Source organism: Paenarthrobacter sp. TAF1 (assembly GCF_052113825.1).
GTDB lineage: Bacteria > Actinomycetota > Actinomycetes > Actinomycetales > Micrococcaceae > Arthrobacter > Arthrobacter nicotinovorans.
Genome location: NZ_JBFRDO010000005.1, coordinates 1 through 24,235, shown reverse-complemented (window position 1 = coordinate 24,235; position 24,235 = coordinate 1). Strand labels below are relative to the sequence as shown.

The 24,235-nt window shown below is 63.0% G+C and carries 25 protein-coding genes, 1 tRNA gene and 1 pseudogene; 14 read left to right on the top strand and 13 right to left on the bottom strand.

The window, feature by feature from the left end; genetic code table 11:
- Positions 1-8: 8 nt before the first annotated feature.
- The 3 genes from AB4Y81_RS08420 (at position 9) to AB4Y81_RS08410 (ending at position 2,785) form a co-directional block, all read left to right on the top strand.
- The gene (locus AB4Y81_RS08420) at positions 9-1,205 is read left to right on the top strand and encodes a glycosyltransferase (protein ID WP_189075822.1); all 1,197 of its coding nucleotides are present in this window, start codon (positions 9-11) and stop codon (positions 1,203-1,205) included.
- 83 nt (positions 1,206-1,288) lie between these two features.
- Positions 1,289-1,362: transfer RNA gene (locus tag AB4Y81_RS08415), tRNA-Ile, on the top strand.
- 232 nt (positions 1,363-1,594) lie between these two features.
- Positions 1,595-2,785 (top strand): acyl-CoA dehydrogenase family protein, encoded by a 1,191-nt coding sequence (locus tag AB4Y81_RS08410; RefSeq protein WP_055975119.1) that lies wholly within the window; start codon positions 1,595-1,597, stop codon positions 2,783-2,785.
- Positions 2,786-2,811: 26 nt separating this feature from the next.
- On the opposite strand, the gene AB4Y81_RS08405 is transcribed toward AB4Y81_RS08410, so the two are convergent.
- Entirely contained in the window at positions 2,812-3,318 is a 507-nt protein-coding gene (locus AB4Y81_RS08405) for a M23 family metallopeptidase (RefSeq protein WP_018777482.1), read from the bottom strand.
- 407 nt (positions 3,319-3,725) lie between these two features.
- On the opposite strand from AB4Y81_RS08405, the gene rpsB reads away from it, so the two are divergent.
- From rpsB to AB4Y81_RS08375, 6 genes are all read left to right on the top strand, one after another.
- Positions 3,726-4,595: a 30S ribosomal protein S2 gene (rpsB, locus tag AB4Y81_RS08400; RefSeq protein ID WP_441995662.1), complete on the top strand. Its 870-nt coding sequence runs from the start codon at positions 3,726-3,728 to the stop codon at positions 4,593-4,595.
- A gap of 121 nt (positions 4,596-4,716) precedes the next feature.
- Positions 4,717-5,553 carry a translation elongation factor Ts gene (gene tsf, locus AB4Y81_RS08395; protein ID WP_441995661.1) on the top strand — a complete coding sequence of 279 codons (837 nt, stop codon included), beginning with the start codon at positions 4,717-4,719 and terminating at the stop codon, positions 5,551-5,553.
- 121 nt (positions 5,554-5,674) lie between these two features.
- On the top strand, positions 5,675-6,412 hold the full coding sequence (pyrH, locus tag AB4Y81_RS08390; protein WP_018777485.1) for a UMP kinase: 738 nt from the start codon (positions 5,675-5,677) through the stop codon (positions 6,410-6,412).
- A 101-nt stretch (positions 6,413-6,513) separates the two neighbouring features.
- Entirely contained in the window at positions 6,514-7,071 is a 558-nt protein-coding gene (gene frr / locus AB4Y81_RS08385) for a ribosome recycling factor (protein ID WP_018777486.1), read from the top strand.
- On the top strand, positions 7,071-8,006 hold the full coding sequence (locus AB4Y81_RS08380) for a phosphatidate cytidylyltransferase (protein ID WP_079581017.1): 936 nt from the start codon (positions 7,071-7,073) through the stop codon (positions 8,004-8,006). The genes frr and AB4Y81_RS08380 overlap by 1 nt, the downstream gene beginning before the upstream one ends.
- Positions 8,007-8,026: 20 nt before the next feature.
- Positions 8,027-8,611: a DivIVA domain-containing protein gene (locus AB4Y81_RS08375; protein WP_018777488.1), complete on the top strand. Its 585-nt coding sequence runs from the start codon at positions 8,027-8,029 to the stop codon at positions 8,609-8,611.
- Between the two features lie 3 nt (positions 8,612-8,614).
- Here the strand turns inward: AB4Y81_RS08375 and AB4Y81_RS08370 are convergent, their stop codons facing one another.
- The 5 genes from AB4Y81_RS08370 to AB4Y81_RS08350 are packed head-to-tail and all read right to left on the bottom strand — an operon-like array spanning position 8,615 to position 13,114.
- Positions 8,615-9,319, bottom strand: a complete 705-nt coding sequence (locus tag AB4Y81_RS08370; protein ID WP_189075819.1) for a hypothetical protein — start codon at positions 9,317-9,319, stop codon at positions 8,615-8,617.
- Between the two features lie 41 nt (positions 9,320-9,360).
- Entirely contained in the window at positions 9,361-10,827 is a 1,467-nt protein-coding gene (locus AB4Y81_RS08365; RefSeq protein WP_018777490.1) for a sodium/solute symporter, read from the bottom strand.
- Entirely contained in the window at positions 10,824-11,186 is a 363-nt protein-coding gene (locus tag AB4Y81_RS08360) for a hypothetical protein (RefSeq protein WP_189075818.1), read from the bottom strand. Before AB4Y81_RS08360 ends, AB4Y81_RS08365 begins: the two co-directional genes overlap by 4 nt.
- A complete protein-coding gene (locus AB4Y81_RS08355) occupies positions 11,183-11,902 on the bottom strand; it encodes a LytR/AlgR family response regulator transcription factor (protein WP_039240480.1) in 720 nt (239 codons plus the stop codon). Before AB4Y81_RS08355 ends, AB4Y81_RS08360 begins: the two co-directional genes overlap by 4 nt.
- Before the next feature lie 21 nt (positions 11,903-11,923).
- On the bottom strand, positions 11,924-13,114 hold the full coding sequence (locus tag AB4Y81_RS08350; protein ID WP_018777493.1) for a sensor histidine kinase: 1,191 nt from the start codon (positions 13,112-13,114) through the stop codon (positions 11,924-11,926).
- A gap of 201 nt (positions 13,115-13,315) precedes the next feature.
- Between AB4Y81_RS08350 and AB4Y81_RS08345 the strand changes: the two genes are divergently transcribed.
- The gene (locus AB4Y81_RS08345; RefSeq protein WP_055975136.1) at positions 13,316-13,696 is read left to right on the top strand and encodes a DUF485 domain-containing protein; all 381 of its coding nucleotides are present in this window, start codon (positions 13,316-13,318) and stop codon (positions 13,694-13,696) included.
- Positions 13,693-15,312, top strand: coding sequence for a solute symporter family protein (locus AB4Y81_RS08340; RefSeq protein WP_018777495.1), 1,620 nt, complete (start codon positions 13,693-13,695; stop codon positions 15,310-15,312). Before AB4Y81_RS08345 ends, AB4Y81_RS08340 begins: the two co-directional genes overlap by 4 nt.
- 58 nt (positions 15,313-15,370) lie before the next feature.
- Here AB4Y81_RS08340 and AB4Y81_RS08335 read toward each other — a convergent pair whose 3' ends face one another.
- The 5 genes from AB4Y81_RS08335 to AB4Y81_RS08315 form a co-directional block, all read right to left on the bottom strand.
- Positions 15,371-16,390: a PHP domain-containing protein gene (locus AB4Y81_RS08335; RefSeq protein ID WP_189075817.1), complete on the bottom strand. Its 1,020-nt coding sequence runs from the start codon at positions 16,388-16,390 to the stop codon at positions 15,371-15,373.
- A gap of 76 nt (positions 16,391-16,466) precedes the next feature.
- Complete coding sequence (locus AB4Y81_RS08330; protein ID WP_441995660.1) at positions 16,467-17,072, bottom strand: hypothetical protein; 606 nt, start codon at positions 17,070-17,072, stop codon at positions 16,467-16,469.
- Positions 17,073-17,106: 34 nt separating this feature from the next.
- A complete protein-coding gene (locus tag AB4Y81_RS08325; RefSeq protein WP_018777498.1) occupies positions 17,107-17,514 on the bottom strand; it encodes a DUF4383 domain-containing protein in 408 nt (135 codons plus the stop codon).
- A gap of 129 nt (positions 17,515-17,643) precedes the next feature.
- Positions 17,644-18,366 (bottom strand): hypothetical protein, encoded by a 723-nt coding sequence (locus tag AB4Y81_RS08320; RefSeq protein WP_231375223.1) that lies wholly within the window; start codon positions 18,364-18,366, stop codon positions 17,644-17,646.
- Positions 18,367-18,512: 146 nt separating this feature from the next.
- Positions 18,513-18,983 (bottom strand): Lrp/AsnC family transcriptional regulator, encoded by a 471-nt coding sequence (locus tag AB4Y81_RS08315; RefSeq protein ID WP_441995659.1) that lies wholly within the window; start codon positions 18,981-18,983, stop codon positions 18,513-18,515.
- A 195-nt stretch (positions 18,984-19,178) separates the two neighbouring features.
- Between AB4Y81_RS08315 and pdhA the strand changes: the two genes are divergently transcribed.
- From pdhA to AB4Y81_RS08300, 3 genes are read left to right on the top strand one after another with little or no spacing between them, the layout of a single operon-like run.
- Entirely contained in the window at positions 19,179-20,348 is a 1,170-nt protein-coding gene (gene pdhA, locus AB4Y81_RS08310) for a pyruvate dehydrogenase (acetyl-transferring) E1 component subunit alpha (RefSeq protein ID WP_422758376.1), read from the top strand.
- Positions 20,348-21,358, top strand: a complete 1,011-nt coding sequence (locus tag AB4Y81_RS08305; protein ID WP_039240487.1) for an alpha-ketoacid dehydrogenase subunit beta — start codon at positions 20,348-20,350, stop codon at positions 21,356-21,358. The genes pdhA and AB4Y81_RS08305 overlap by 1 nt, the downstream gene beginning before the upstream one ends.
- A complete protein-coding gene (locus AB4Y81_RS08300; protein WP_275778816.1) occupies positions 21,355-22,758 on the top strand; it encodes a dihydrolipoamide acetyltransferase family protein in 1,404 nt (467 codons plus the stop codon). The genes AB4Y81_RS08305 and AB4Y81_RS08300 overlap by 4 nt, the downstream gene beginning before the upstream one ends.
- A 110-nt stretch (positions 22,759-22,868) precedes the next feature.
- On the opposite strand, the gene AB4Y81_RS08295 is transcribed toward AB4Y81_RS08300, so the two are convergent.
- Positions 22,869-23,741: an NAD-dependent epimerase/dehydratase family protein gene (locus tag AB4Y81_RS08295; RefSeq protein WP_018777504.1), complete on the bottom strand. Its 873-nt coding sequence runs from the start codon at positions 23,739-23,741 to the stop codon at positions 22,869-22,871.
- 338 nt (positions 23,742-24,079) lie between these two features.
- A pseudogene (locus AB4Y81_RS08290) lies at positions 24,080-24,235 on the bottom strand (DUF222 domain-containing protein); the annotation flags it as partial.

The window sequence follows — 24,235 nt, the reverse complement described above, 5'->3', positions numbered from 1 at the left end:
TTCTCCACGTGACCATTCCCGACACCAACAAGCCCCTCACCATCCTGATTGCCGCGGACACCTACCCGCCGCATGTCAACGGCGCTGCCCAGTTCGGCTACCGCCTGGCCAAGGGGATGACGGCACGCGGACACAACGTTCACGTGTTGGCCTGCCGTCCGGATTCGGGCAAGAGCTACACGGAATTCCGCGACGAGGCCACCGTGCACCGGCTGCGCTCCCATGGCGTTTTCACCCATGAGTACTTCCGCATCTGCTTCCCATGGGAAATCAAGAAGGAAATCAGCCTCCTGTTCGACAAGGTGCAGCCCGATGTCGTGCACATCCAAAGCCACTACATGATTGGCGAACACGTCCTTTATGAGGCCGTCAAACGCGGCATCAGGATCATTGCCACCAACCACTTCATGCCGGAAAACCTGAACCCGTTCCTGCCGTTCCCGCAGTGGTTCAAGGACATCGTGGGCCGCATTTCCTGGAAGGACATGGGCAAGGTCATGGGACAGGCTGACGTTGTCACCACCCCTACGCCTCTGGCCGCCAAGGCGATGCACCAGCACGCCTTCCTGCGCAAAGTCCTGCCGCTGTCCAACGGCATCGATTCTTCGGCGTATGAGCTTCACCCCGGTGAAGTCATTGAACCGCACAGCCATCCCACCGTGCTTTTCGTTGGGCGCCTCGCGGAGGAGAAGCACATCGATGTGCTGATCGACGCCGTGGCCAAGACTCCCCCGGAGTTGAACGTCAACCTTGAAATCGTGGGCGGCGGAGAAGTCCGTCCGGCCTTGGAAGCCCAAGTGGCCCGGCTTGGCCTGGGAGACCGGGTCAAATTCCTCGGGCTCGCGAGCGACGAGGACCTGCGTGAGGCCTACATCAAGGCCGACATCTTCTGCATGCCCGGCACGGCCGAACTGCAGTCCCTGGTGACGCTGGAAGCCATGTCCGCTTCCACCCCTGTCCTGCTTGCCAATGCCATGGCGCTGCCGCACCTGGTCCGCGACGGAGAAAACGGCTACCTCTTCACACCCAACGACAGCTCTGAACTCGCCGCGAAAATCACCAAACTGGTTCAGCTTCCCGAGGACGAGCTGGAAGCCATGGGCAAGGTGAGTCGCGAAATGGTGGAGCCGCACAGCCTTAACGGCACCCTGCAGACCTTTGAGGACCTTTACCGGGGCGCGTCCTATGAGGACATGGTGGTGTGACCAAAGCACTCCCCGTTAGCTATTAGTATTGCTAGAGTGCTTTGCCCGGAACGGCTGCTGGACGGCGGCTGTTCGGGCATTACGGGGCTATAGCTCAGCTGGTTAGAGCGCGGGACTCATAATCCTAAGGTCCTCGGTTCAAGTCCGAGTAGCCCTACCGGAAGATCCCCCTTGCCGACTCAAAGTCGGCAAGGGGGATTTTTTTTGTGTTGCCGGCCCTGGGTAAGCAGCACCATGCACCGTTGCAGGAGGTGGCGTCATGCGGTAAGTTACTGATCAGTAACTTATTACCCGCCGGTAACTTGGCTGCCCTGCCGACTCCCGGGTCACAGTGCAGTCCTTCCGGGACCTTGACGTGGTCGCAGGTGACCACCCTTGAAGGAGCGAACATGTCCAACACCGCATTCGACGCCACCACTCTTCCTTACGCCGATGGTGACTTCTATGCCTTCGAGCAGTTGCTGACAGGCAAGGAGCAGGACCGTCTGGCCGAAGTGCGGGAGTTCCTTGCCCGCGAGGTCACTCCGATCGCAGTGGACTGCTGGAACCGCGGCGAATTCCCCATGGACCTCATTCCCAAGCTTGGCGAGCTGGACCTCGTAAGCCCGGTTCGGCGCCAGGGATACTCCAATCTCTTTGCCGGCATGCTCCATGCCGAAGTGACCCGAGCGGATGCTTCCATTGCCACGTTCATGGGCGTCCATGACGGCCTCTTCACGGGCTCCATTGAAGCCCTCGCCTCCCAGGAGCAAAAGGATGCGTGGCTGCCGGACATCTACTCCCTGAAGAAGATCGGCGCTTTCGGGCTGACCGAGCCGCTGGGTGGTTCCGATGTTGCAGGCGGAACCCGCACGACGGCACGACGTGAAGGCGACACGTGGATTCTCAACGGTGCAAAGCGCTGGATCGGCAATGCCACCTTCTCGGACTGGGTGGTCATCTATGCCAAGGACGTGGCCGACAACCAGGTGAAAGCGTTCCTGGTGGACACCACCCTGCCGGGCTATTCCGCCAGCAAGATCGAGAACAAGATTTCCCTCCGCACGGTCCAGAACGCGGACATCACCCTGGATAACGTGGTGGTGCCCGACTTCTTCAAGCTGGCCAACGGCAACAGCTTCCGGGATACCAACAAGGTCCTGAAGGTCACGCGCCTGGCTGTGGCGTGGCAGGCCGTCGGACTTCAGATGGCCGCCTTCGACGTTGCCCGCAACTACGCCGTGGAGCGCCAGCAGTTCGGGCGCCCGTTGGCAGCCTTCCAGCTGGTCCAGAACCAGTTGGTGCAGATCCTGGGCAACACAGTCGCCTCAATGGGCATGATGGTCAGGCTTGCACAGCTTGAGGACGCGGGCGTTGCCAAAGACGAACAGTCCGCCCTGGCCAAGGCTTTCACCACTGCACGCATGCGCGAAAGTGTCGCCCTGGGGCGCAGTATCCTCGGCGGCAATGGCATCGTTACGGACTACGGCATGGCCAAGATCTTCTCCGATGCCGAGGCGATCTACTCCTACGAGGGCACCCACGAAATCAACACTCTGGTGACCGGTCGGGCCATCACGGGCGTTTCTGCCATCGTCTAGAACCTCCGCGGACGGCGCGGCGGGGCTCACTCCAGCGGCAGCAACACTGATGGGCGCAGGTCGGACACAAAGCCCAGTGGATTGAGGTACTCCTCGCCGCGCCGAACACCCCAATGCAGGCACGTGGTGCTTCCGCAGTGTCCCGACTGCAGGGTGCCGACCGTTTGCCCTTTGGCCACGTGGTCGCCCTGCTTAAGGCTGCTGGCCACGGGTTCGAAACTGCTCCTGAGTCCGTCGCCGTGATCGATGGTGAGGACCGGGCGGTCAACCACGACGCCGGCGAAGGCCACCACGCCATCGGACGGCGCGGTGACCTGTCCGCCGTCGGGCCTTGGGCCTAAATCCACGCCGCGGTGTCCGCTCAGCCACGGCTTGTCCGGAGGATCAAACGTCCGCAGGACGGACGGCTTGGGGGACAGCGGCCAGCTCCATCTTCCCTGGGGAGCGTCCGGGGCGCCGTCCGCCCCGGACGGGATGCTGAGAGTGATGTTGAGGGTAAGGATCAAGGTGGCTGCCAGCTTCAGGAAGGACATGGATCCAGCCTTCCCTTTGCGTGATCCCGGGGCTATACGGGGGAGCCGGTATGTGGACAACTGCCGGTGATGGGCGGTCCGTTGGGCGGTATGGCTGTAGTACACTTGGTGGAGCAGTTTGCTGTGCCCTCAAGCTTGTTCAGGAACATGTCTCATTCAGATGTGTGGGGGTGCCAGGCTGACTACGCGTATCCAGCCCTCCTCCAGCGAAGCCCATGGTTTCATGCTGCGGAGGATTGTGCCTCTTGCGGTCCGGAGGAGCCTTTGGTTCCATGCCGGATGAGAAGCGCAATGGATGCCAGGAGCCGCGCCCGTCCGGGCAGAGGCTAAACAACCGTCAACTATTGGCAGGGTAAGAGCAGCCCCATGGGCTCTCTCATGAATGACCTGCCGGAAGGAGCGTCGGCATGCCCGTCGTAACCATGCGCCAGCTGCTTGACAGCGGCGTCCACTTTGGACACCAGACCCGTCGTTGGAACCCGAAGATGAAGCGCTTCATCTTCACGGAACGCAACGGCATCTACATCATCGACCTTCAGCAGTCGCTGTCCTACATCGACCGCGCCTACGAGTTCGTCAAGGCTACTGTCGCCCACGGCGGCACCGTCCTGTTCGTCGGCACCAAGAAGCAGGCTCAGGAAGCAATTGCCGAGCAGGCTACCCGTGTTGGCCAGCCGTACGTCAACCAGCGTTGGTTGGGCGGTATGCTCACCAACTTCCAGACCGTCGCCAAGCGTATCCAGCGCATGAAGGAACTCGAAGAGATCAACTTCGACGACGTCGCCGGCTCCGCTTACACCAAGAAGGAGCTCCTGCTCCTCAAGCGTGAACTCACCAAGCTCGAGTCCAACCTCGGCGGTATCCGCAACCTGACCAAGGCTCCCTCGGTTCTGTGGGTTGTTGACACCAAGAAGGAACACCTTGCTGTTGACGAAGCCAAGAAGCTGAACATCCCGGTTGTTGCCATCCTGGACACCAACTGCGATCCCGATGAAGTCGACTTCCCGATCCCGGGCAACGACGACGCCATCCGCTCCGTCAACCTGCTCACCCGCGTTGTTGCCGACGCCGTAGCTGAGGGCCTCATCGCCCGCAACCAGCGCGCAACCGGTACCACCGAAGCTCCGGAAGAGCCGCTGGCCGAGTGGGAGCGCGAGCTCCTCGAAGGCAGCAAGGCTGAAGAAGCAGCAGCAGCTGAGGCTCCGGCCGCAGAAGCTCCCGCAGCAGAAGCTCTGGAAACAACTGAAGCTGCAACCGGCGAAGCCGAAGCCAAGTAAATCTGGACCTTCCCTGATGCTGGAGACAGCGTCGGGGGCAACTGACAGGATGGCGGCTCACACGGTGGGCTGCCGTCCTGTCAGTCCGTAAACACACAAATTTCTAGACAGAGGGGTTCACATGGCGAACTACACTGCTGCTGACATCAAGGCCCTGCGCGAGCGCACCGGCGCCGGCATGATGGACGTCAAGAAGGCTCTTGACGAGGCCAACGGTGACGCTGAGAAGGCCATCGAGATCATCCGCATCAAGGGCCTCAAGGGTGCCACCAAGCGCGAAGGCCGTTCCACGGCTGAGGGCCTGGTTGCTGCCAAGGTCAACGGCGGCGTTGGCGTAATGATCGAAGTCAACTGCGAGACCGACTTCGTTGCCAAGGCTGACAAGTTCATCCAGCTGGCCGACAAGGTCCTCAACGTTGCAGTCGAGTCCGGCGCAGCCGACCTCGAAACCCTGCTGGCAACCGAAGTCGACGGCAAGCCGTTGTCCGAGGTCGTCGTCGAAGAGGGCGCTGTCCTCGGCGAAAAGGTTGTTGTCCGTCGCATCTCCCGCGTTGAGGGCACCAAGGTTGACGCCTACCTGCACAAGACGTCCAAGGACCTCCCGGCCCAGGTCGGCGTCCTGTTCGCTGTTGACGGTGAAGGCGAAGCCGCTGCCACCGCCGCACACGACATCGCTGTCCACGTTGCAGCAATGGCACCGAACTACCTGACCCGCGAAGACGTCCCGGCCGAACTGGTCGAGTCCGAGCGCCGTATCGCCGAAGAGACCGCGAAGGCTGAAGGCAAGCCCGAAGCTGCTCTCCCGAAGATCGTAGAAGGCCGCGTTACGGGCTTCTACAAGGGTGAAGTTCTGGTTGACCAGGCATTCGCCAAGGATTCCAAGAAGACTGTTGCACAGGTCCTCGAAGAAGCCGGCGTCAAGGCAACCGCAGTAACCCGTTTCCGCGTCGGAAACTAGTAATTCATGAAAAGGGGTGGTCACTTCGGTGGCCGCCCCTTTTTCATGCACGCGTCCGGGTAGTACCTGCGCGGACCCCCAGCACGATAATCTAGCCAGAGTCCACCAACGGGAAGGCACCATGGAAACCGTCAACACTGCAATCCAGCCCGAGAAGACCCGCCGACGTGTACTTCTGAAACTTTCCGGCGAAGTCATCGGCGGAGGCAAGCTCGGCGTCGATCCCGAGACCGTCAGGGCCATTGCCAAGCAGATCGCAGCAGGTGTTGCGGATGTGGAAGTTGCAATCGTTGTTGGCGGCGGCAACTTCTTCCGGGGCGCTGAACTGTCCCAAAGCGGCATGGATCGCTCCCGCGCCGACTACATGGGCATGCTGGGCACCGTCATGAACTGCCTCGCGCTGCAGGACTTCCTGGAGCAGGCCGGAGTGGAGACCCGTGTCCAGAGCGCCATCACCATGGGCCAGGTGGCCGAGGCCTACATTCCCCGCCGCGCCATCCGCCACATGGAAAAAGGCCGGGTAGTCATTTTCGGTGCAGGCGCCGGCTTGCCGTATTTCTCCACCGACACGGTGGCTGCGCAGCGTGCGCTGGAAGTGCACGCAGATGTTGTCCTGATGGCCAAGAGCGGCGTGGACGGCGTTTACACGGCCGACCCGAAGAAGGACCCCACCGCCGAGAAGCTCGATGTCCTCAGCTACGACGACGCCCTGCGCCGCGACATCCGCGTCATGGACCAGACCGCCATGACCATGTGCAAGGACAACAACCTCTCCATGGTGGTCTTCGGCATGGAGGGCGAAGGCAATGTCACCCGGGCGATCCTCGGCGAAACGCTGGGAACCCTGGTAACTCCCTAGCAAGGGCTAGGATATTTCTAGGACCGTCCGCCCCTGGTGGCGGATCTTTACTGTGCATTGCCGCCTGCAGCTGGGCAGCAACTATTTCTGAGGAGAAACCCGTGATCGAAGAGACCTTACTCGAAGCCGGCGAGAAGATGGACAAAGCCGTGGAAGTAGCCAAGGACGATTTCGCCACGATCCGTACGGGCCGGGCCAACCCCGGTCTCTACAACAAGGTCATCGTTGAGTACTACGGCACACCCACCCCGCTCCAGCAGCTGGCGTCCTTCGGTGTGCCCGATGCCCGTACCATCCTGATCACGCCTTATGACAAGACCGCGCTGCGCGACATCGAAAAGGCCCTGAGTGACTCCGAAGTCGGGGCCAACCCGTCCAACGACGGCAACGTCATCCGCGTCACCATCCCGGAGCTCACCAAAGAGCGCCGCAAGGAATACGTGAAGATCGTCAAGGGCAAGGGTGAGGACGCCAAGGTCTCCATCCGAAGCATCCGCCGCAAGGCAAAGGACACCCTGGACAAGCTCGTCAAGGACGGCGAAGCCGGTGAAGACGAGGGCTCGCGCGCTGAGAAGGAGCTCGATGCCCTGACCAAGCAGCATGTCGACAGCATCGACGAGCTGCTCAAGCGCAAGGAAGCCGAGCTGCTCGAGGTCTGATGAGCCAGGCTGAGCCGGCGCCCGCTGAACGGGTCCCGACACGCGATACCCCCAAGCGCGCACGGCGTGTGCGGGCGAACCCCACACCCAAGGCAGGCCGCAACCTGCCCGCGGCCATCGGCGTCGGCCTTGCCATGCTGCTGGCCGTCCTGGGCGGGCTGCTGTTCCTCCCGTTGGGGTTCGTCCTGCTCACCACGGCCTTCGCGGTCCTTGGTGTTTGGGAAGTTTTCCGTGCCCTCGAAGCCCAAGGCACCAGGATGCCGATCGTTCCAGTGATGGTCGGCAGCCTGGTGATGCCGGTTTCGGCCTACTTTGGTGGTCTCGAAGGCCTGCTCTTCACCATGACAGCCAGCTCGGTGGCCGTACTGCTCTGGCGCTCCATCGAAAGCGCAGCCGGGGCGCCGCGCAGCGTCTTCGCGGGTGTCTTCACTTTGGCGTGGATACCGTTCCTGATCAGTTTCGCTGCGCTGCCGCTTCACGCCACTGGCGGAGCCACCCCCGTGGGCTTCTGGCCGCATGGAATCCCGGACGGGGCATGGCAGATCGCCTCCATGCTGCTGCTGGTGGTATCGAATGACACTTTCGGCTACATCGTGGGAGCTTCGTTCGGCAAGCACCCGATGGCTCCGAAGATCAGTCCCAAGAAGTCCTGGGAGGGGTTCGCGGGATCTGTGGGTGGTGCCATGGTGATCGGTGTCCTGGCCTGCATCTTCCTGCTGGACCGGCCTTGGTGGGTCGGCCTTGTCCTGGCCGTTGGAATGGTTGCCGCAGCAACCGCTGGCGACCTTGCCGAGTCCATGGTCAAGAGGGAACTCGGCGTCAAGGACATGAGCAGTATCTTGCCGGGCCATGGTGGTGTGATGGACCGTCTTGACTCGATCGTGTTCGCGGCCCCTGTGGCCTATGTTTTGTTCGCGCTGCTGAGCGGCGTCTGACAACCGATGAAGGAAAAATAGTGGCCTTGGATATTCGACGCCAGATCCCCGCGACGTTCGACCGCGTGGAACGCAGCAAATACGGTTATAACGCCAAACAGGTAGACGAGTTTCTCCAGCGCGCACGGACGTCGTTTGAGAACCCTGTTGGCGCCGCGGACCAGGTTGCCAGCGTGGATGTCCGTGAGGTGGCTTTCGACCCCGTCAAGGGTGGCTACGACGCCCACAGCGTGGACGCCGCCCTGGACCGCCTTGAGGACGCGTTCGCACGCCGTGAGCGGGACGAACTGATCAGCCAACAAGGCGAGGAAGCCTGGTTGCGCCAGATCGGGAAGCTTTCCGGGATACTTCGCGGCAGGCTGCACAGGCCCGACGGTGAGCGTTTCCGCCGCCCGGCACGCAAGCGGACGCGCAGTTACAACGTCCAGGATGTCGATGCCCTGTGCGTTGAGTTGATCGGCTACCTGGAAAACGATCAGCCCTTGAGCGTAGACACCGTTCGACGCGCCGTGTTCCGTGCAGCCAAGGGCGATGAGGGCTACGAAGAAGCGCAGGTCGATGCCTTCCTCGCCCGAGTCGTGGAGCTGATGGCGGCCATTGACTGACGCCTACCCGGGCTGGTGAGGCGTGGGGGAGAGCGGCGGATTGTTCTTCCATACGTCCATGTAGTGGCGCCTGCCCCGTACCAAGGACGTGGCGAAGAACGCCAGGGCCACAACAACTGCGATGGCCACGGCAAACACAACAGGCAGGCCGGCTGCCAGCAGGGCTGATCCGAGCAGCAGGGCGATCAGGGCAGAGTTGGCGAAGCCCATGAAAACCATGCTGCTGCCTGCCACCTGGCTGAAGTCCTTCCTGCCGCCCAGGAAGTAGTAGGTGTGCTTCGAGCCTTCTTCGTCGTCGTGGTACCCGGCCATCAAGTACGGAGCCATTCCCGGGTCCAGGTCCACGTAGGCGGCACGGAGCCGGTTCATGGCAATGACGTACATGAGGTCCTCCATGCCGACGCTCATGACGCGGATATGCGTCAACAGGCCCACCACCAAGTCAATGCCCAGAACGGTCAGGGCAAAGGCCCGGAAGGCGCCGGAGAATTGGGTTGCCTGGCCCACCAGTGCCACGCTGAGCAGGCTGGCCGAGGTGAACGTCAGGAACATGCTGATCCGGGTGAGGACTTCCCCTTGTGTGGTGCTACGTGACGCCAGCAGGCTCCAATGCTCGGTGGCCAGCAGTTGCGCGCGGACGCTGGGCGTCAACTCCGCGGGACCGGCCGCTGGTTGCCCGTGGCCGGCAGTTTGTGGTTCCTCGGACATGGCGACATTGTCCTCCCGGGCCGTTGCGCGGACAACAGCTTTCAGCGCTCGGTAGCTACTGGCCGCTCAGGTACATGCAGCCGTGACATCACCCGGTTGACTGAGGCGGGAACGCGGTTCCGCGTCACGATGGACACGATTACCGTGACGGCGAAGGCTGAAGGCACACTCCACGCCGCGGGCTGGGCCAGCCAAGCGGGAGCGTTCCCTGTCCCAGTCAGGGTGCCCGCCACCATGGCACCCCCACACAGCACTGCGCCTGTGACCATCCCTGCGATCGCACCAAAGTCCGTCAGGCCGCGCCACCAAATGCCCAACAGCAGGACAGGACAGATGGTGGAAGCGGTGAACGCGAAGACCAGGCCGACGCTGCCGGCCAGGGCCAGGGTGTCCGTCATGAAAGCAAAACCCAAAGGCACGACGGCGGCCATCACCGCCGCGAGGCGGAACCCCCTCACACTTCCCCCGAACAGGTCCTGGCTGATGACACCGGACAGCGACACCACCAGGCCGGATGTCGTGGACAGGAAGGCAGCGAAGGCGCCTGCCACCACGAGCGCTGACAACAGGTCACCTGGCACCCCGCCGATCAGCTTGCCCGGGAGGAGGAGGATCAGGGCGTCCGCTTGTCCGGAGTGTGCGAGCTCGGGGGCGAACATCCGTCCCAAGGCGCCGGAGAGAGTGGGGAAGAGGTAGAACACGGAAAGCAAGCCCAGGACGATCAGCGTGGTCCGGCGCGCAGATTGGCCGTCCGGGTTGGTGTAGAACCGCACCAGCACATGCGGCAGGCCAAGGGTTCCGAACAGCAAGGCCACCAGCAGCGAGATGTGTTGGTAGGCACCCGCAGCGGCCTGGCCGGTGGGATTGACCGGCAAGGGCGCCTGCGGTGGTGTTCCGTTGCCAACCAGCACCAACAGGATGAAGACCACAGGCACGGCAAGGGCAGTCAATTTCAGCCAGTACTGGAAAGCCTGGACAAACGTAATGGACCTCATGCCACCTGCCACCACCGTGAGGCACACAACCGCCACCACCGCCGTCGAGCCTACCCACGACGGCAGGCCGGTGGTTATCCGGATGGTGAGCGCGGCGCCGTGCAGTTGCGGAACGATGTAGAGCCAGCCCACGGCCACCACCACCAGGCTCGTGACGCGGCGGACCAAGGGGGAGTCCAGGCGGGCCTCGGTGAAATCGGGGATGGTGTACGCGCCGGAGCGGCGCAGCGGTGCTGCCACGAAGAGCAGGAGCATCAGGTAACCGGCCGTGTAGCCAACGGGGAACCAGAGAGCGTCGGTGCCGGAGAGCAGGATCAGCCCCGCTACCCCCAGGAAACTCGCGGCCGAAAGATACTCGCCGCCAATCGCGGAGGCGTTCCACCACGGAGGGACGGTGCGTGAGGCCACGTAGAAGTCGCTGGTGGTCCGGGAGACGCGCAACCCGTAAAAGCCGATGACCGCCGTGGCGAGGGAAACGGCGAGGAACGCGAACAAGCCAACGGCCGGGTTCACTTGTCCTCCACCAGGTCCCGGTAGCGGGCCTCGTTGCGTGCTGCTGCCCGGTTGTAAAGCCAGGCGCTCAGGCCGATTACCGGATAGATGCCCACCCCAAGCGCCAGCCAATCCAAGCGGATTCCCACAACGCGCGTCTCCGACACGCCGGGACCGTAGACCAGGATCGTTGCAAGTACAGCGAGGATGATCAGGAATCCGCACGCCACCACCAGCGCCAGGCGAAGCTGGGAGCGGATGAGGGAACGGACAAAGATCCGGCCGGCGTCCGAGTCCTCTGCGGCCTCATGTGGGTACGGCACCCGGCCGGTGGCCGGCGCGGCCGACTGGCGTGGAGCGGTAACGCGGACCCGGGTCATGCCTGTGGCCGGATGCGGGTGGACTGCAGCTTGTCCCTGACCGAGGGCAGGTGCCGCCTGCTGATGGGCAGCTCAGCACCCGAGACAGCGACGCTCGGTCCGGTAGTGGAAAGCTTGAGGTGTTGCACGTGCTGCAGCGCGATCAGGTAGGAGCGGTGAATCCTGATGAACCCGGCGTCCGCCCATTTCTGCTCGAGATCGGTGAGGGAAACCCGGATGAGGTAGCTGGCCTCGGCGGTGTGCAGCCTTGCGTAGTCGCCTTGTGCTTGCACGTACGTGACATCGTCCCGGCGGATCATCCGGGTGGTGCTGCCGAGGTCAACGGTAATCATTTCCGGGGCAGGAGTGCCGTCCTTGATGAGTTCACTGATCCGGTCCACCGAACGGGCCAGCCGTTCCGCCCGGAGCGGCTTGAGCAGATAGTCGACGGCGGCGAGGTCGAAGGCCTCCAGTGCGCAGTCTTCGTCAGCGGTGACGAAGACGACGGCGGGCGGGCTGCTGCTGCGGGAAATGGCGCGGGCAATGTCCAGGCCTGACAGGGCGGGCATATGGATGTCCAGGAAGACGGCATCGACGGACTCCGTTTCCAGCTTGCGGAGCGCCTCGGTCCCGGAGGACGCGCGATGGATGGCGCCAATCCGCGCATCCCGTCCGAGGAGGAAGGCAAGTTCTTCCACCGCGGGCAGTTCGTCATCGGCGACGAGCACGTTGATCATGATTAAAGACTAACCGCCGCCTCAGGCGTCGTGGCCGGGTTGCGACTTCGGGACCCGCAGCGTGATCAGGGTACCTTCGCCGGGGGCCGTATCGATCACCAGGCCGTGCTCATCTCCGTAGACCTGACGCAGCCGGGCATCGACATTGCGGAGCCCCACATGGTCGCCATCCGTATGTCCGGCGAGGACTGACCGCAGGTGCTCCGGATCCATGCCCACGCCGTCGTCTTCGATGGTGACTTCGGCAAACGCCCCGGAATCATTGGCGCAGATGGTGATGTGCCCCGGACCTTCCTTCGCTTCCAAACCGTGCCTGACCGCGTTTTCCACCAACGGTTGGAGGCTGAGGAACGGAATGACGGTGCTCAGCACTTCGGGTGCGATCCGCAGGCTGACTTGGACGCGCTCACCGAAGCGTGCCCGCTCCAGCAGGAGGTAACGGTCGATGCACCGCAGCTCCTCCGCCACCGTGGTGAAGTCGCCGTGCCTGCGGAAGGAGTACCTGGTGAAGTCGGCGAATTCCACCACGAGTTCCCTGGCCCTGGCCGGGTCCGTGTTGATAAAGGACGCAATGGCGTTCAACGAGTTGTAGATGAAGTGCGGGCTGATCTGCGCGCGCAGGGCCCGCACTTCCGCTTCCATCAGCAGGGTCCTTGAGGCCTCCAGCTCCGCCAGCTCCAGTTGTGCCGCAATCCAGTCAGCAACCTCACTGGTCGCCCGCACCAGACCTGCTCCGGCGGCGGGAGCCAACGCCGCAACCGAACCGACAACCCTGGATCCTGCCCTGATCGGGGCGATGACAGCACTGAAATCAGGCCCGGCTTTGTCCGTGGAATGGCCTGCGTGGGGAACCACGGCAGTCCGCCCGGTCGCAAGGACTTCGGCTGCGAGCCCCATCAGTGCTGGCCGGAGTTCCTCCGCCGCCCCGTCCCAGGCAAGTACAGAGGCGGTGTCCGTCATGGCGAAGGCGTCGCAGCCCAGCAGGACGCGCAGCTGCCTGCTGGCTTTGGCAGCTCCCGCAGGCTGGAGGCCCGCGCGCAGATGCTGGCCCGCCCGCGATGCTGCGTGCAGCGTGTTGTACGTGGCGCGTTCGGCGTCCGTGCCGAGGTCCCGGAAGGAGCGGATCACCTTCAGGCCAACGCCCACGACGACGGCGACCGCCAGCACGATCACGGCGATGGCGGCTGCGGTGAAGAGCGGGGAATCGGGCATAAGGCCAGCGTAGTCCGATGTGTTCCCCGAACCCCGATATCGCCTGTGGCCTGCTGCAACCCACCGTTTGGCGCAGCGGTACAGCCGCTGGGCGACGCCGACCGGCGTATCTATGGATGGGAAGCCGGAGCGCATTCGATAGTGATTGCAGTCACATCAGCCGCGCGCGCTGACGTGGACTCATCACAACCAGGAGGAACCATGGGTAATGAGGCCCAACCCCAGGACGCAACGGCGTCCGTGGACTTCCAGGAAGTCCAGCAGACGGAACGGTTCAAGACGCTGCGCAAGCGGCACCGCAGCTTTGTCTTTCCCATGGCAGTGATCTTCCTGCTGTGGTATTTCGCGTACGTTCTTTTGGCCGACTATGCCGTCGCCTTCATGTCCACCAAAGTCTGGGGCAACATCAACGTGGGCCTGATTCTTGGCCTGCTCCAGTTCGTCACCACTTTCGGCATCACGGCCTGGTACGTGAGCTACTCCAACAGGAAGCTGGATCCCATCGCTGCCGAAATCCGCAATGAGATCGAGGGGCACCAATTCGATAAGGACGGCAACGTCATCCACGGAGGAGCCAAATGAACGCCACCATGGTCCCGGCAGTAGAGGTCGCTGCCCTAAAAGACACCACGCTCCTGAACATGGGCATTTTCGCCCTTTTCGTCGCCGTCACCATGGTGATTGTCTTCAGGGCAAGCCGCAACAACAAGACAGCTGCCGACTACTACGCAGCCGGACGTTCCTTCACCGGCTCCCAGAACGGTACCGCCATCGCCGGGGACTACCTTTCTGCGGCCTCGTTCCTTGGCATCACGGGCGCCATCGCCATCAACGGCTATGACGGTTTCCTCTACTCCATCGGCTTCCTCGTCGCCTGGCTGGTGGCCCTGCTGCTGGTGGCCGAACTGCTCCGGAACACCGGCAAGTTCACCATGGCCGATGTCCTGTCCTTCCGGTTGAGGCAACGCCCCGTGCGCATCGCGGCGGCACTGTCCACCCTCGCCGTCTGCTTCTTCTACCTCCTCGCCCAGATGGCCGGTGCGGGCAGCCTGATCTCGCTCCTGCTGGGTATCAGTGACTGGGGCGGACAAGCCCTGGTGATTATCGTCGTCGGGGCCTTGATGATCATGTACGTGCTTATCGGCGGCATGAAGGGCACCACCTGGGTGCAGATCATCAAAGCCATCCTGCTCATCGCCGGTGCCGCCGTCATGACGGCCATGGTCCTCGCGATCTACGGTTTCAACCTCTCCAACCTGCTGGGATCAGCAGCGGAAGCGGCCAACAACCCGAACATCCTCAACCCGGGCCTGCAGTATGGCAAGACCGAAACGTCCAAGCTCGACTTCATGTCCCTTGGCCTGGCATTGGTCCTTGGAACAGCCGCCCTGCCGCACGTCCTGATGCGCTTCTACACCGTCCCGACGGCCAAGGAAGCCCGCAAATCCGTGGTGTGGGCCATCTGGCTGATCGGCCTGTTCTACTTGTTCACTTTGGTGCTGGGCTACGGCGCAGCAGCCCTGGTGGGTGCAGAAACCATCAAGTCCGCACCCGGCGGCGTGAACTCGGCCGCCCCGCTCCTGGCGTTCCACCTGGGTGGCCCGCTGCTGCTTGGATTCATCTCGGCCGTAGCCTTCGCAACCATCCTTGCGGTGGTGGCCGGACTGACCATTACTGCGGCAGCATCCTTCGCCCACGACATCTACGCAAACGTCATCTCCAAGGGCAAGGCGGACGCCACCACGGAAGTCAAGGTCGCCCGGCGTACAGTGGTGGTGATCGGCGTCCTCGCCATCCTGGGAGGCATCTTCGCCAACGGCCAGAACGTGGCCTTCCTGGTGGCGCTCGCCTTCGCTGTTGCGGCATCAGCAAACCTGCCCACCATCGTGTACTCCCTCTTCTGGAAGAAGTTCACCACCCAGGGCGCAGTCTGGAGCATGTATGGCGGCCTCGCCGCAGCCATCCTGCTGATCACTTTCTCGCCCGTGGTCTCCGGCGCCAAGACGTCCATGATCCCCGGCGCCAACTTCGCCATTTTCCCGCTGAGCAACCCGGGCATCGTGTCCATCCCGTTGGCGTTCTTCCTGGGCTGGCTCGGAACTGTCCTGGACAAGCGGCGCGAGGACCCGGCCAAGCAAGCTGAAATGGAAGTACGTTCTCTGACCGGCATCGGCGCCGAAAAGGCGGTGAACCACTAAGACCGGAACAAAAGGCTCCCCTGGAAACAGCGTTTTCCGGGGGAGCCTTTTGCGTGCGTCATTTCTTCAGGCTGAGCCACTCTTTCAATTGGGCCAGCGGCCAGGTAGTCACGATGCGTTCCATCGGCACCCCCAGGGCTTCCGCTCGCTCGGCACCATACTGCAGGAAGTCGAGCTGGCCGGGAGCATGGGCATCGCTGTCGATGCTGAACAAGCAGCCGGCGTCGAGGGCCATCTTGACGAGGTCATCCGGTGGGTCCTGGCGCTCGGGCCGCGAGTTGATTTCGACGGCGACGCCCCACTCGGCGCATTCCTTGAAAACCTTGGGGGCGTCGAATTCCGATTGGGGCCGGGTCCCGCGTGATCCCTGGACCAGCCGACCGGTGCAATGACCCAAAACGTTGGTGTGGGGGTCGCTGATACCGCCAAGCATCCGTTCGGTCATGGTCTTCTTGTCGGCTCGGAGCTTGGAGTGGACACTGGCGACCACGACGTCGAGCTTGTCCAGCATTGCAGGGGTCTGGTCCAGTGTGCCGTCCTCCAGGATGTCCACCTCGATGCCCTTGAGYAAGCGGAAGTCGTCCTGGGAAGAATTGATCCCTTCCACCACGTCCAGCTGTTTTTCGAGCCGTTCGACGCTGAGGCCGTTGGCGATGGTGAGGTTGGGGGAGTGGTCGGTCAGGGCCAGGTATTCGCGTCCGAGCGTGCGGGCCGCAGCCACCATGGCTTCGATGGGCGAGCCGCCGTCGGACCAATTGCTGTGACTGTGCAGGTCGCCGCGCAACGCGGCCCTGAGTGTGTCTCCGCCGGAGGCAAGGGCTTCGGTGCCCTTCCCGCGGAGGTCGTCCAGGTAGTCGGGGACGCGGTCCTCCAGTGCCTGGGTGATGACTTCGGCGCTGCGGCTGCCTACGCCTTTGAGGCTGGTAATCCTGCCGCTGGCGACGAGTCGGGCCAGTTCATCTGTTGAGAGTTTCCGTGCGGCGTCGGCTGCCTTCCGGAAAGCCTGGACCTTGAAGGTTGGTGCTTGGCTGCGTTCCAGCCAGAAAGAAATTTCGTCGAGCGCCTCAATGGGATCCATGGCTCCATGATCCACGAACCAGGCGCACCATCAACAGTGGGCACGGTTTGATGGTGCGCCGGTCCGTGACCGCCACCTAGTGGTGGTGGCCCGGATCCAGGGCGGGATTGGAGCCCTGGCCGTTTTCTCCGACGGGTGCCTGGCCGTGTTCCCCGTGCGGAACGGCGTACTGGCCGGCCATCGACGCGGCCAGTCCGGGTGTTGCTACTGAGGCAACAACGACGGCGGCTCCGAACGCGGCTGCCAGAAGCCGCCCGGTCCTTGGCTGGCCGTGGGCGCCGCCGTCGTTGGTCTTGTGCTGCCGCCTGAGCCAGCCTGCCCCGGCAAGTGCCATGAGGGTCAGGCCGAAGGCGGCAAAGTGGCTGACGTCGAGGGAGCGCTGGGAGGTGATCCCTGCAGCCATGGCCGCTACGTGCGCGACCGCTGCCGTGGCGAGGGCCGGGAGCGCGAAACGGGYCAGGACGAGGGAATTGCGGTGCAGGCCCCACAGCGACCAGGCCATGAAGGCCAGGCCCGCCGCGAGGGCTGCACCGCCGGCAACAACCATGCCCAGGGCGGCGGATCCAGTTCCAGCGAGGTACCCGGCGGCCAGGGACAGTTCAACCATCCCGGCTGCCATCGCAGCGAAGTATACGAACAGCACTACAGCTGCCCTCAGGGTGGGGTGGTTCACGCGGTGCATGGCTGTTACCGTCCTCGTCCTTTGGAGTCGATGATCAGGCGCGGGCGGAAGCTACGGTGGCCTTGTCCTGGGACAATGCAACGCCCAGCAGTACCACGGCGCTGGCGAGGTGCAGGACGTTGTCCGCGCCGTTCAGGGCGATGATGTTCAGTGAGCTGCCCACCAGGAAGAGGCCCACGATGCCGACCAGCAGGTAGACGCCGCCGACTGCGGTGTTGATGGACTTGGACAGCGTGACGCTGTTCATGCCGGCGATGAGGAGGGCTGCGCCAATGGCCAAGTGGATGATGTTGTGAAGCGGGTTCACGGCGAAGATGATCAAATTGGCGCCCTCGGTGGCGAAGAAGCCGATTCCCGAGGTGACGAAGAATCCGAGCACGCCTACCAAGAGGTAGACGGCTCCGAAGATGGTGGCGATCAAGCGATTGGGCGAAGTACGCATTGGTCCGAGCCTTCCGGTGATGGCCGGGATTCCCGGCCGACCTGCTGAGTCCCGGTCGGGACTCTCAAGCAGTGATTCGGATCATGCGTTTGCGTGGATGGGTGGATGGGCGGATTTATTTCTTGCCGGCTAGGGGCGGAGGCGGATGCTGCTCATTTTGAGGTCGTTGGTGCCCTCGAAAACGTACTGGAGGTCGATCGTCTTGCCGTCACATTGCAGTTTGCCTGCGAGGTTGGCCTTGTTGTTCCCGTTGTTCGAGTCAACGCTTACGGAGTTGTAGTTCGGCTTGCACGAGCTGTCCAGTTCCAGGCTGGCGATGCCGTCCACGAAGGACTGCTTGTCCAGTTCGTCCTTGAGGGGCTGGCTGAGGTAGTTGTCGTAGGCCTGTTCGGTCTGGCCGGAGACCACAAGGTTGGTGAATTCGTCCGCCAGCGACCGGGCCTTGGAGGTGGCATTGCCCACCACATTGACCAGGATGAGGACGCCGACTACCGCCAGCACGATGACGCCCGCCACGATGCCGAGGACGATCCACAGAACTTTTCGGTTCTTCTTGGGCGGTTGCTGGCCGTACTGGCCTGGTTGGTACTGCCCGGGCGGGTATTGGCCCGGTGGGTACTGGCCCGGCTGATATTGGCCTGGTTGATACTGCCCTGGTGGGGTTTGTCCCTGGGGATAGGGGTTCTGTTGGCCGGGAGCCGCGTATTGCGGGTTCCCGCTTTGGGGATCGGATGACGGCGGCTGTTGCCACTGCGGCGACGCTCCGGTCTGCGGCGGGTAACCGGGCCCCGGGGGAACCGGTGGCGGGTTGTACCCGGGCTGGTTCTGGCTGGGTTCTTGCGGGTTGCTCACGGTAGTGCCCCTTTCGGCAGCCTTCGGCAGCGCCACCACCTGGCCGGGAACCTCTGGGCGGCCCCCGGTGCGTCCTCTTGAATCAAAGCGCATTTCCGCTTCCGCGGGCAAGAGGCGCGACGGAACACCGCAGGTGAAGTGGCGGTTCAAGCCCCGGAACGACGTCCCAGGAGCGGCTGCACGCGGTACGGGATCATCTCACGCATGGCCAGCGCGGTGTCCGTCCTGTCTACTCCGTCGCAACCGAGGATCTTTCCATTGATGCGGTAGAGGTCTTCCGCATCCAGCGCAACGACACGCAACAACAGGTCAGCGGAGCCGGTGAGGCCGAAACCTTCGAGGATTTCCGGGATGTCGGCCAGGTCCCGCGCCAGGGAAGCGAGCTTCTGCTGCTGCACGTGGACGGTGATGAAGGCTGTCAGGGGGTAGCCGAGGGCCACGGGGTTGATGCGTCGTTCGAACGACAGAAAGGCGTGCTTCTTTTCGAGCAGCGCCATGCGGGCCTGCACCGTGTTGCGGGAGAGGCCGAGCTTCTGCGCAAGGGCAACCACAGTGCCACGGGGATCCTTCGCCATGGCGGAAAGAAGGCGGGTGTCGGTGCCATCCAAGGGTTGCATAATGCGCAAGATTAGCACGCCCCAGATACTCCGAATAGTGCATAATGCTCAACTTCATCCCGGGTAGTTGTACCCGATGCGTTCTGTGAGTAGGGTCACAATTAACTCCGGCGAAGGTGCCGGAGGGCCGGCGTGCGGCAGGATCACAAGTCCTGCGAGCGCCGACGAAAACGAGCCGGAAGGTTGCGATCACCTGTGTTGACGGATCAGGCGGGCAAGGGAGTGCGACATGATGCTCCGGGCCCGGAACAAAGTGCACATATCTCCTTGCGGACTGGCGGCGATTTGCTCCAGTTGGTGTCTCCGGACGGCGAGCGCATCAGCCATCCCGAGTTTGATCTTTGGGTTAAGGATGTCGGCGACGAACAATTGTGCTCGCTCTACGAGGACATGACGGTCATCCGCCGTATCGACGCAGAAGCCACGGCACTCCAACGCCAGGGTGAACTGGCCTTGTGGCCGCCCCTCCTTGGCCAGGAAGCGGCACAGATCGGTTCAAGCCGTTCTCTGCGCGACGACGACTTCGTCTTCCCGAGCTACCGGGAAAGCGGAGTGGCCTACGTCCGGGGTGCCCATCTTTCCGAGATCGCGCGAGTCTGGCGTGGTAACGCTTCGTACGGTTGGGACCCGCAGCGCATCAACCTGGCGACTCCCCAGATCATCATTGGTTCCCAGAGCCTGCACGCTACGGGCTACGCCATGGGTGTGCAGCTGGACGGAGCCAACACGGCAGTCCTCGCGTACTTCGGCGACGGCGCCACGAGCGAAGGCGATGTCAACGAGGCCATGGTGTTCGCAGCCAGCTACCAAGCTCCTGTGGTGTTCTTCTGCCAGAACAACCACTGGGCAATTTCGGAGCCCGTGCGCATCCAGTCGCACGTTCAGTTGGCCGACAGGCCCACCGGCTTTGGTATTCCCAGCATGCGCGTGGACGGCAACGATGTCCTGGCTGTCATGGCGGCCACTCGTGTGGCGCTTGACCGGGCGCGCAAGGGCGGGGGACCAACCTTCATTGAAGCCGTCACCTACCGAATGGGTCCGCACACTACCGCTGATGACCCCACCCGCTACCGTGATCCGATTGAGCTGGAGGATTGGGCTGCCAAGGACCCGATTCTTAGGCTCCGGAAGCTCCTGCAGGCCAAGGGCCTGCTCACGGAGGATGTGGAAGCCCGCGTCAAGGCCAAGGCCGATGCCGTTGCAGCCGATCTCCGTTCGAGCTGCATTGGCATGCCCGACCCGCAGCCATTGGACGTGTTCAACCACGTCTACAGCACTCCGAATTCCTGGATCGAGCGCCAGAAGGACCACTACTCCCGCTACCTGAACAGTTTCAACCAGCCCGTCGAGGAAGGTGCACTCTGATGTCCAAGCTCACTTTTGCCCGGGCAATCAACGCCGGCCTCCGGAAATCGCTCGAAAATGATCCCAAAGTGGTCCTCATGGGTGAGGACATTGGCTCCCTTGGTGGCGTTTTCCGTGTCACCGACGGGCTGCAGAAAGACTTTGGAAAGCACCGCGTTATTGATTCTCCCCTGGCCGAGTCCGGGATCATCGGCACCGCAGTGGGGTTGGCCTACCGCGGTTACCGACCGGTGTGCGAGATCCAGTTCGACGGTTTCATCTACCCTGCGTTCGACCAGATCGTCAGCCAGGTAGCCAAGATGCATTACCGCACCCAGGGGCGCGTCAAGATGCCCATCACTATCCGGGTGCCTTTTGGCGGCGGGATCGGATCGCCGGAACACCATTCCGAATCGCCGGAAGCCTACTTCACCCACACTTCGGGTTTGCGCGTCGTGGCCGTTTCCAACCCCCAGGATGCCTACACGATGATCCAGCAGGCCATCGCATCGGACGACCCCGTCCTCTACTTTGAGCCCAAGAGGCGCTACCACGACAAGGGTGATGTGGATGAGTCGCTCGACCTCGCCACGGCGTTGCCCCTGGATAAGGCTGCTGTCGTCAACGCCGGCTCCGACGTCACCCTGATTGCGTACGGTCCGCTGGTCAAAACAGCGAAGGATGCCGCCTTGGCCGCCGCTGACGAAGGCATATCGGTTGAAGTGATCGATCTCCGGTCATTGGCCCCAGTGGATTACCCGGTAGTGGAAGCCTCCGTCCGCAAGACGGGACGACTCGTGATCACCCACGAAGCAGGACAATCCGGTGGCGTTGGCGCGGAGATCGCGGCGAGCATTACGGAACGCTGCTTCAACTACCTGGAGTCCGCGCCAGTCCGGATTACCGGCTTTGACGTGCCGTATCCCTACTCCAAGCTCGAAATGCACCACTTGCCGGATCTGGACAGGATCCTCGACGGCGTGGATCGCGCCCTCGGCCGCCCCAACTCCCTGAGTGGACTGGAAGGATGACCGCCACCATGATCAAGGAATTCAGGCTCCCGGATTTGGGTGAGGGGCTGACGGAATCGGAAATCCTGAGTTGGAAGGTGGCAGTGGGCGACACTGTCACGTTGAACCAGGTCATCGCCGAGGTCGAAACCGCCAAAGCCGTGGTGGAGTTGCCGTCACCGTTTGCAGGAACGGTGGCCGCGCTCCACGAGCAGCCCGGAACGGTCGTGGAGGTCGGAAAGCCGATCGTCTCTTTCGAAGTCGACGACGCCGGGTCCTCCAACGGGGCTGGCTCGCCGCCCGCTGGTGCCGGGTCCGCCGTCGGGGCCTCTGCGCATGGTGCGCCTGCCGCCAGCGGTGTTGAAGCGGTGGGGACCCCCGCGAAACGTGAGCCGAACCTGGTGGGTTACGGTGCCGTCGTCGAACACTCCGGACGTCCAACGCGACGTGCCCGCGTTCAGGCGCCCGCAGCAGTGCAGGCTACGGTGCAGGCGGAAGTTCCGGCGATCCCGGAACCGGTCGCCGAGCCGCAGGCGGAGGTCTCGGGGGAGCGTCCGAGGTCCACGCCTCCGGTGCGCAAGTTGGCCCGCGACCTCGGGATCGACCTGGAACTGGTGCCAGGAACCGGCCCGGGCGGACTTATTACCCGCGAGGATGTCCAGAACTTTTCCGGCACAGCGGATGAGCTTGCCGTGGCGCCGGTTGCTGCAGGGCAGGGCGAGCGGGAAACCCGCACGCCCATCAAGGGAGTCCGGAAGTTCACCGCCGCCGCCATGGTGCAGAGCGCCTTTACGGCACCGCATGTCACGGAATTCCTGACAGTGGATGTTACAGCGACCATGGAATTGCTGGCCAGGCTCAAGGGCAACAGGACCTTCGAAGGCTTCAAACTGACGCCGCTGACCATCGCAGCCAAGGCGGTCCTGGTGGCCCTGCGGAACAATCCTTCGCTGAACTCCCGCTGGGATGAGGCGAACCAGGAGATTGTCCAGTTCAACTATGTGAACCTGGGTATCGCGGCCGCGACGCCGCGGGGCCTGACCGTCCCGAACATCAAGGACGCTGACCAACTGTCGCTGCGCGAGCTCTCCACTGCGTTGACCCAGCTCACCGACACGGCGCGGGCAGGCAAGACGTCTCCGTCCGATCTCTCCGGTGGCACGATCTCGATCACGAACATCGGCGTGTTCGGGATCGACGCGGGCACGCCGATCCTCAATCCGGGCGAGGCCGCGATTGTGGCCCTTGGTGCTGTCAGGAAGGCGCCATGGGTGGTGAACGATGAACTGGCAGTGCGCCAGGTCATGTCCCTTAGCCTGTCCTTCGACCACCGGCTGGTGGACGGGGAACAAGGCTCGCGGTTCCTGGCGGACCTGGGCGCCATCCTGTCCGACCCCGCCATGGTCATGACCATGATCTGACGCTCCCAAGCTGCGGCGGCCCATCCCCTTACGAGTGCATGCAGGAAACTGCAGCCAGGGGATGGGCCGTCGCGCGTCGGGGCACAATGGTGCCGCGTCCGTGCTGAGCGTTAGTCCTCGGTGGGAGTGGTGCGGTTGGAGTGGACGTTGCGCCAGCTGTGCTCAGGTTCGAAGCCCAACAGCTTGCGCGCCTTATCGATGGACAGCATGGTTTCGTGCTCGCCCAGTTCCTTGAGAACCTCGACGCCGGGGAAGACTTCCGCTGCCAACTCAGCGCTGCTGCGGCTCATCACGGTATCGGCCGCGGCGATGATGAACGTCTCGAATCCCGGTTCCCCGTGTTCCAGAGCACGCACCACGGCCAGGGCCCCGTCCCGGGCATCGATGTAGCCCCAAAGGTTCCATTTGCGCAGTGTGGCGTCGGCGTCGAAGGACGGGAAGGCATCGTAGTCCTCGGGGTCCATGACATTGGAGAAACGAAGCGCCGTGATGCTCAGGTCGGGATCCCACCGCGTCAGCTGGATGGCCATCTGCTCCTCGAGGTGCTTCACCAGTGAGTACGTGCTTTCCGGGCGGGCGGGGTACTCCTCATCGACCGGAATGTAGGGAGGGTCGATGTCGAAGGGGAGGCCAAGGACGGTCTCGCTGGAGGCATAGACCACTTTTTTGATGCCGGCACGCCGTGCTGCCTGGAAAACGTTGTAGGTGGAGACCATGTTGTTTTCGAAGATCGCGGCGTCGGGGGCGAGGCCCGGCGCTGGGATGGCGGCCAGGTGAACTATTGCATCGAGGCCGTCATGTTGGTCATCCAGGCCCAGGATGACGTCCAGGACCTGTCCATAGTTCCGAAGGTCCACACTGACGTAGCCTCGTCCGCGTGTGCCGGCCCGGTCCATATTGAGAACCTGGTGGCCATCCTGCGTGAGGCGACGCACCACGCTCCTGCCCAGTTTCCCGCTTCCGCCGGTGACGGCAATCCTCATGGTGTGCTCCTTGATAGTGGCTGGACCTTGCCCTGCTGCAGTGTGCTTTCCAGCGGGGTTCGGTTTTCCAGCCTAGGCCGCACGCGTGCCGTGCGCAGCCCCTAAGGCAGGCTCTGTGAGTCCTAGGAATACCGGAGCGACCCACGTGCGTGGCAGTGCAGGCGTGCGAACGACGGCAGCTGTCGTGGCCAGCGCGTTGGGAGCAGTGCATGTCCGGGGGCACGTCCGGCGCCCTTTCGGGTTCCTGTTTAGCTGCGTCTTGGGCCTGTCTTAGGCGCGCGGGCATTGGGTTGCGTATTGGTTTTCCCGCCCTGGGGTCACGTTCTTCCCRCTCGGTGTCATGTTTTGGGTGGTGTGTGGTGGTGGTTGCGTCGGGGTGTTTGGTGGGGGTCGATGTGGGGTGGGGGGATGAACCAGGGGACGCCGTTTTGGATGGTGATGCGCCAGTGTTCTTTGTGGATGAGGTGGTGGTGGTGGGAGCAGAGCAGGGAGGG

Excerpts from the sequence above, each read along its gene's own strand:
- AB4Y81_RS08410 (WP_055975119.1), top strand. The coding sequence starts at position 1,595 with ATGTCCAACACCGCATTCGACGCCACCACTCTTCCTTACGCCGATGGT.
- AB4Y81_RS08405 (WP_018777482.1), bottom strand. The coding sequence starts at position 3,318 with ATGTCCTTCCTGAAGCTGGCAGCCACCTTGATCCTTACCCTCAACATC.
- rpsB (WP_441995662.1), top strand. The coding sequence starts at position 3,726 with ATGCCCGTCGTAACCATGCGCCAGCTGCTTGACAGCGGCGTCCACTTT.
- tsf (WP_441995661.1), top strand. The coding sequence starts at position 4,717 with ATGGCGAACTACACTGCTGCTGACATCAAGGCCCTGCGCGAGCGCACC.
- pyrH (WP_018777485.1), top strand. The coding sequence starts at position 5,675 with ATGGAAACCGTCAACACTGCAATCCAGCCCGAGAAGACCCGCCGACGT.
- AB4Y81_RS08380 (WP_079581017.1), top strand. The coding sequence starts at position 7,071 with ATGAGCCAGGCTGAGCCGGCGCCCGCTGAACGGGTCCCGACACGCGAT.
- AB4Y81_RS08370 (WP_189075819.1), bottom strand. The coding sequence starts at position 9,319 with ATGTCCGAGGAACCACAAACTGCCGGCCACGGGCAACCAGCGGCCGGT.
- AB4Y81_RS08360 (WP_189075818.1), bottom strand. The coding sequence starts at position 11,186 with ATGACCCGGGTCCGCGTTACCGCTCCACGCCAGTCGGCCGCGCCGGCC.
- AB4Y81_RS08355 (WP_039240480.1), bottom strand. The coding sequence starts at position 11,902 with ATGATCAACGTGCTCGTCGCCGATGACGAACTGCCCGCGGTGGAAGAA.
- AB4Y81_RS08350 (WP_018777493.1), bottom strand. The coding sequence starts at position 13,114 with ATGCCCGATTCCCCGCTCTTCACCGCAGCCGCCATCGCCGTGATCGTG.
- AB4Y81_RS08345 (WP_055975136.1), top strand. The coding sequence starts at position 13,316 with ATGGGTAATGAGGCCCAACCCCAGGACGCAACGGCGTCCGTGGACTTC.
- AB4Y81_RS08340 (WP_018777495.1), top strand. The coding sequence starts at position 13,693 with ATGAACGCCACCATGGTCCCGGCAGTAGAGGTCGCTGCCCTAAAAGAC.
- AB4Y81_RS08325 (WP_018777498.1), bottom strand. The coding sequence starts at position 17,514 with ATGCGTACTTCGCCCAATCGCTTGATCGCCACCATCTTCGGAGCCGTC.
- AB4Y81_RS08315 (WP_441995659.1), bottom strand. The coding sequence starts at position 18,983 with ATGCAACCCTTGGATGGCACCGACACCCGCCTTCTTTCCGCCATGGCG.
- AB4Y81_RS08305 (WP_039240487.1), top strand. The coding sequence starts at position 20,348 with ATGTCCAAGCTCACTTTTGCCCGGGCAATCAACGCCGGCCTCCGGAAA.
- AB4Y81_RS08300 (WP_275778816.1), top strand. The coding sequence starts at position 21,355 with ATGACCGCCACCATGATCAAGGAATTCAGGCTCCCGGATTTGGGTGAG.
- AB4Y81_RS08295 (WP_018777504.1), bottom strand. The coding sequence starts at position 23,741 with ATGAGGATTGCCGTCACCGGCGGAAGCGGGAAACTGGGCAGGAGCGTG.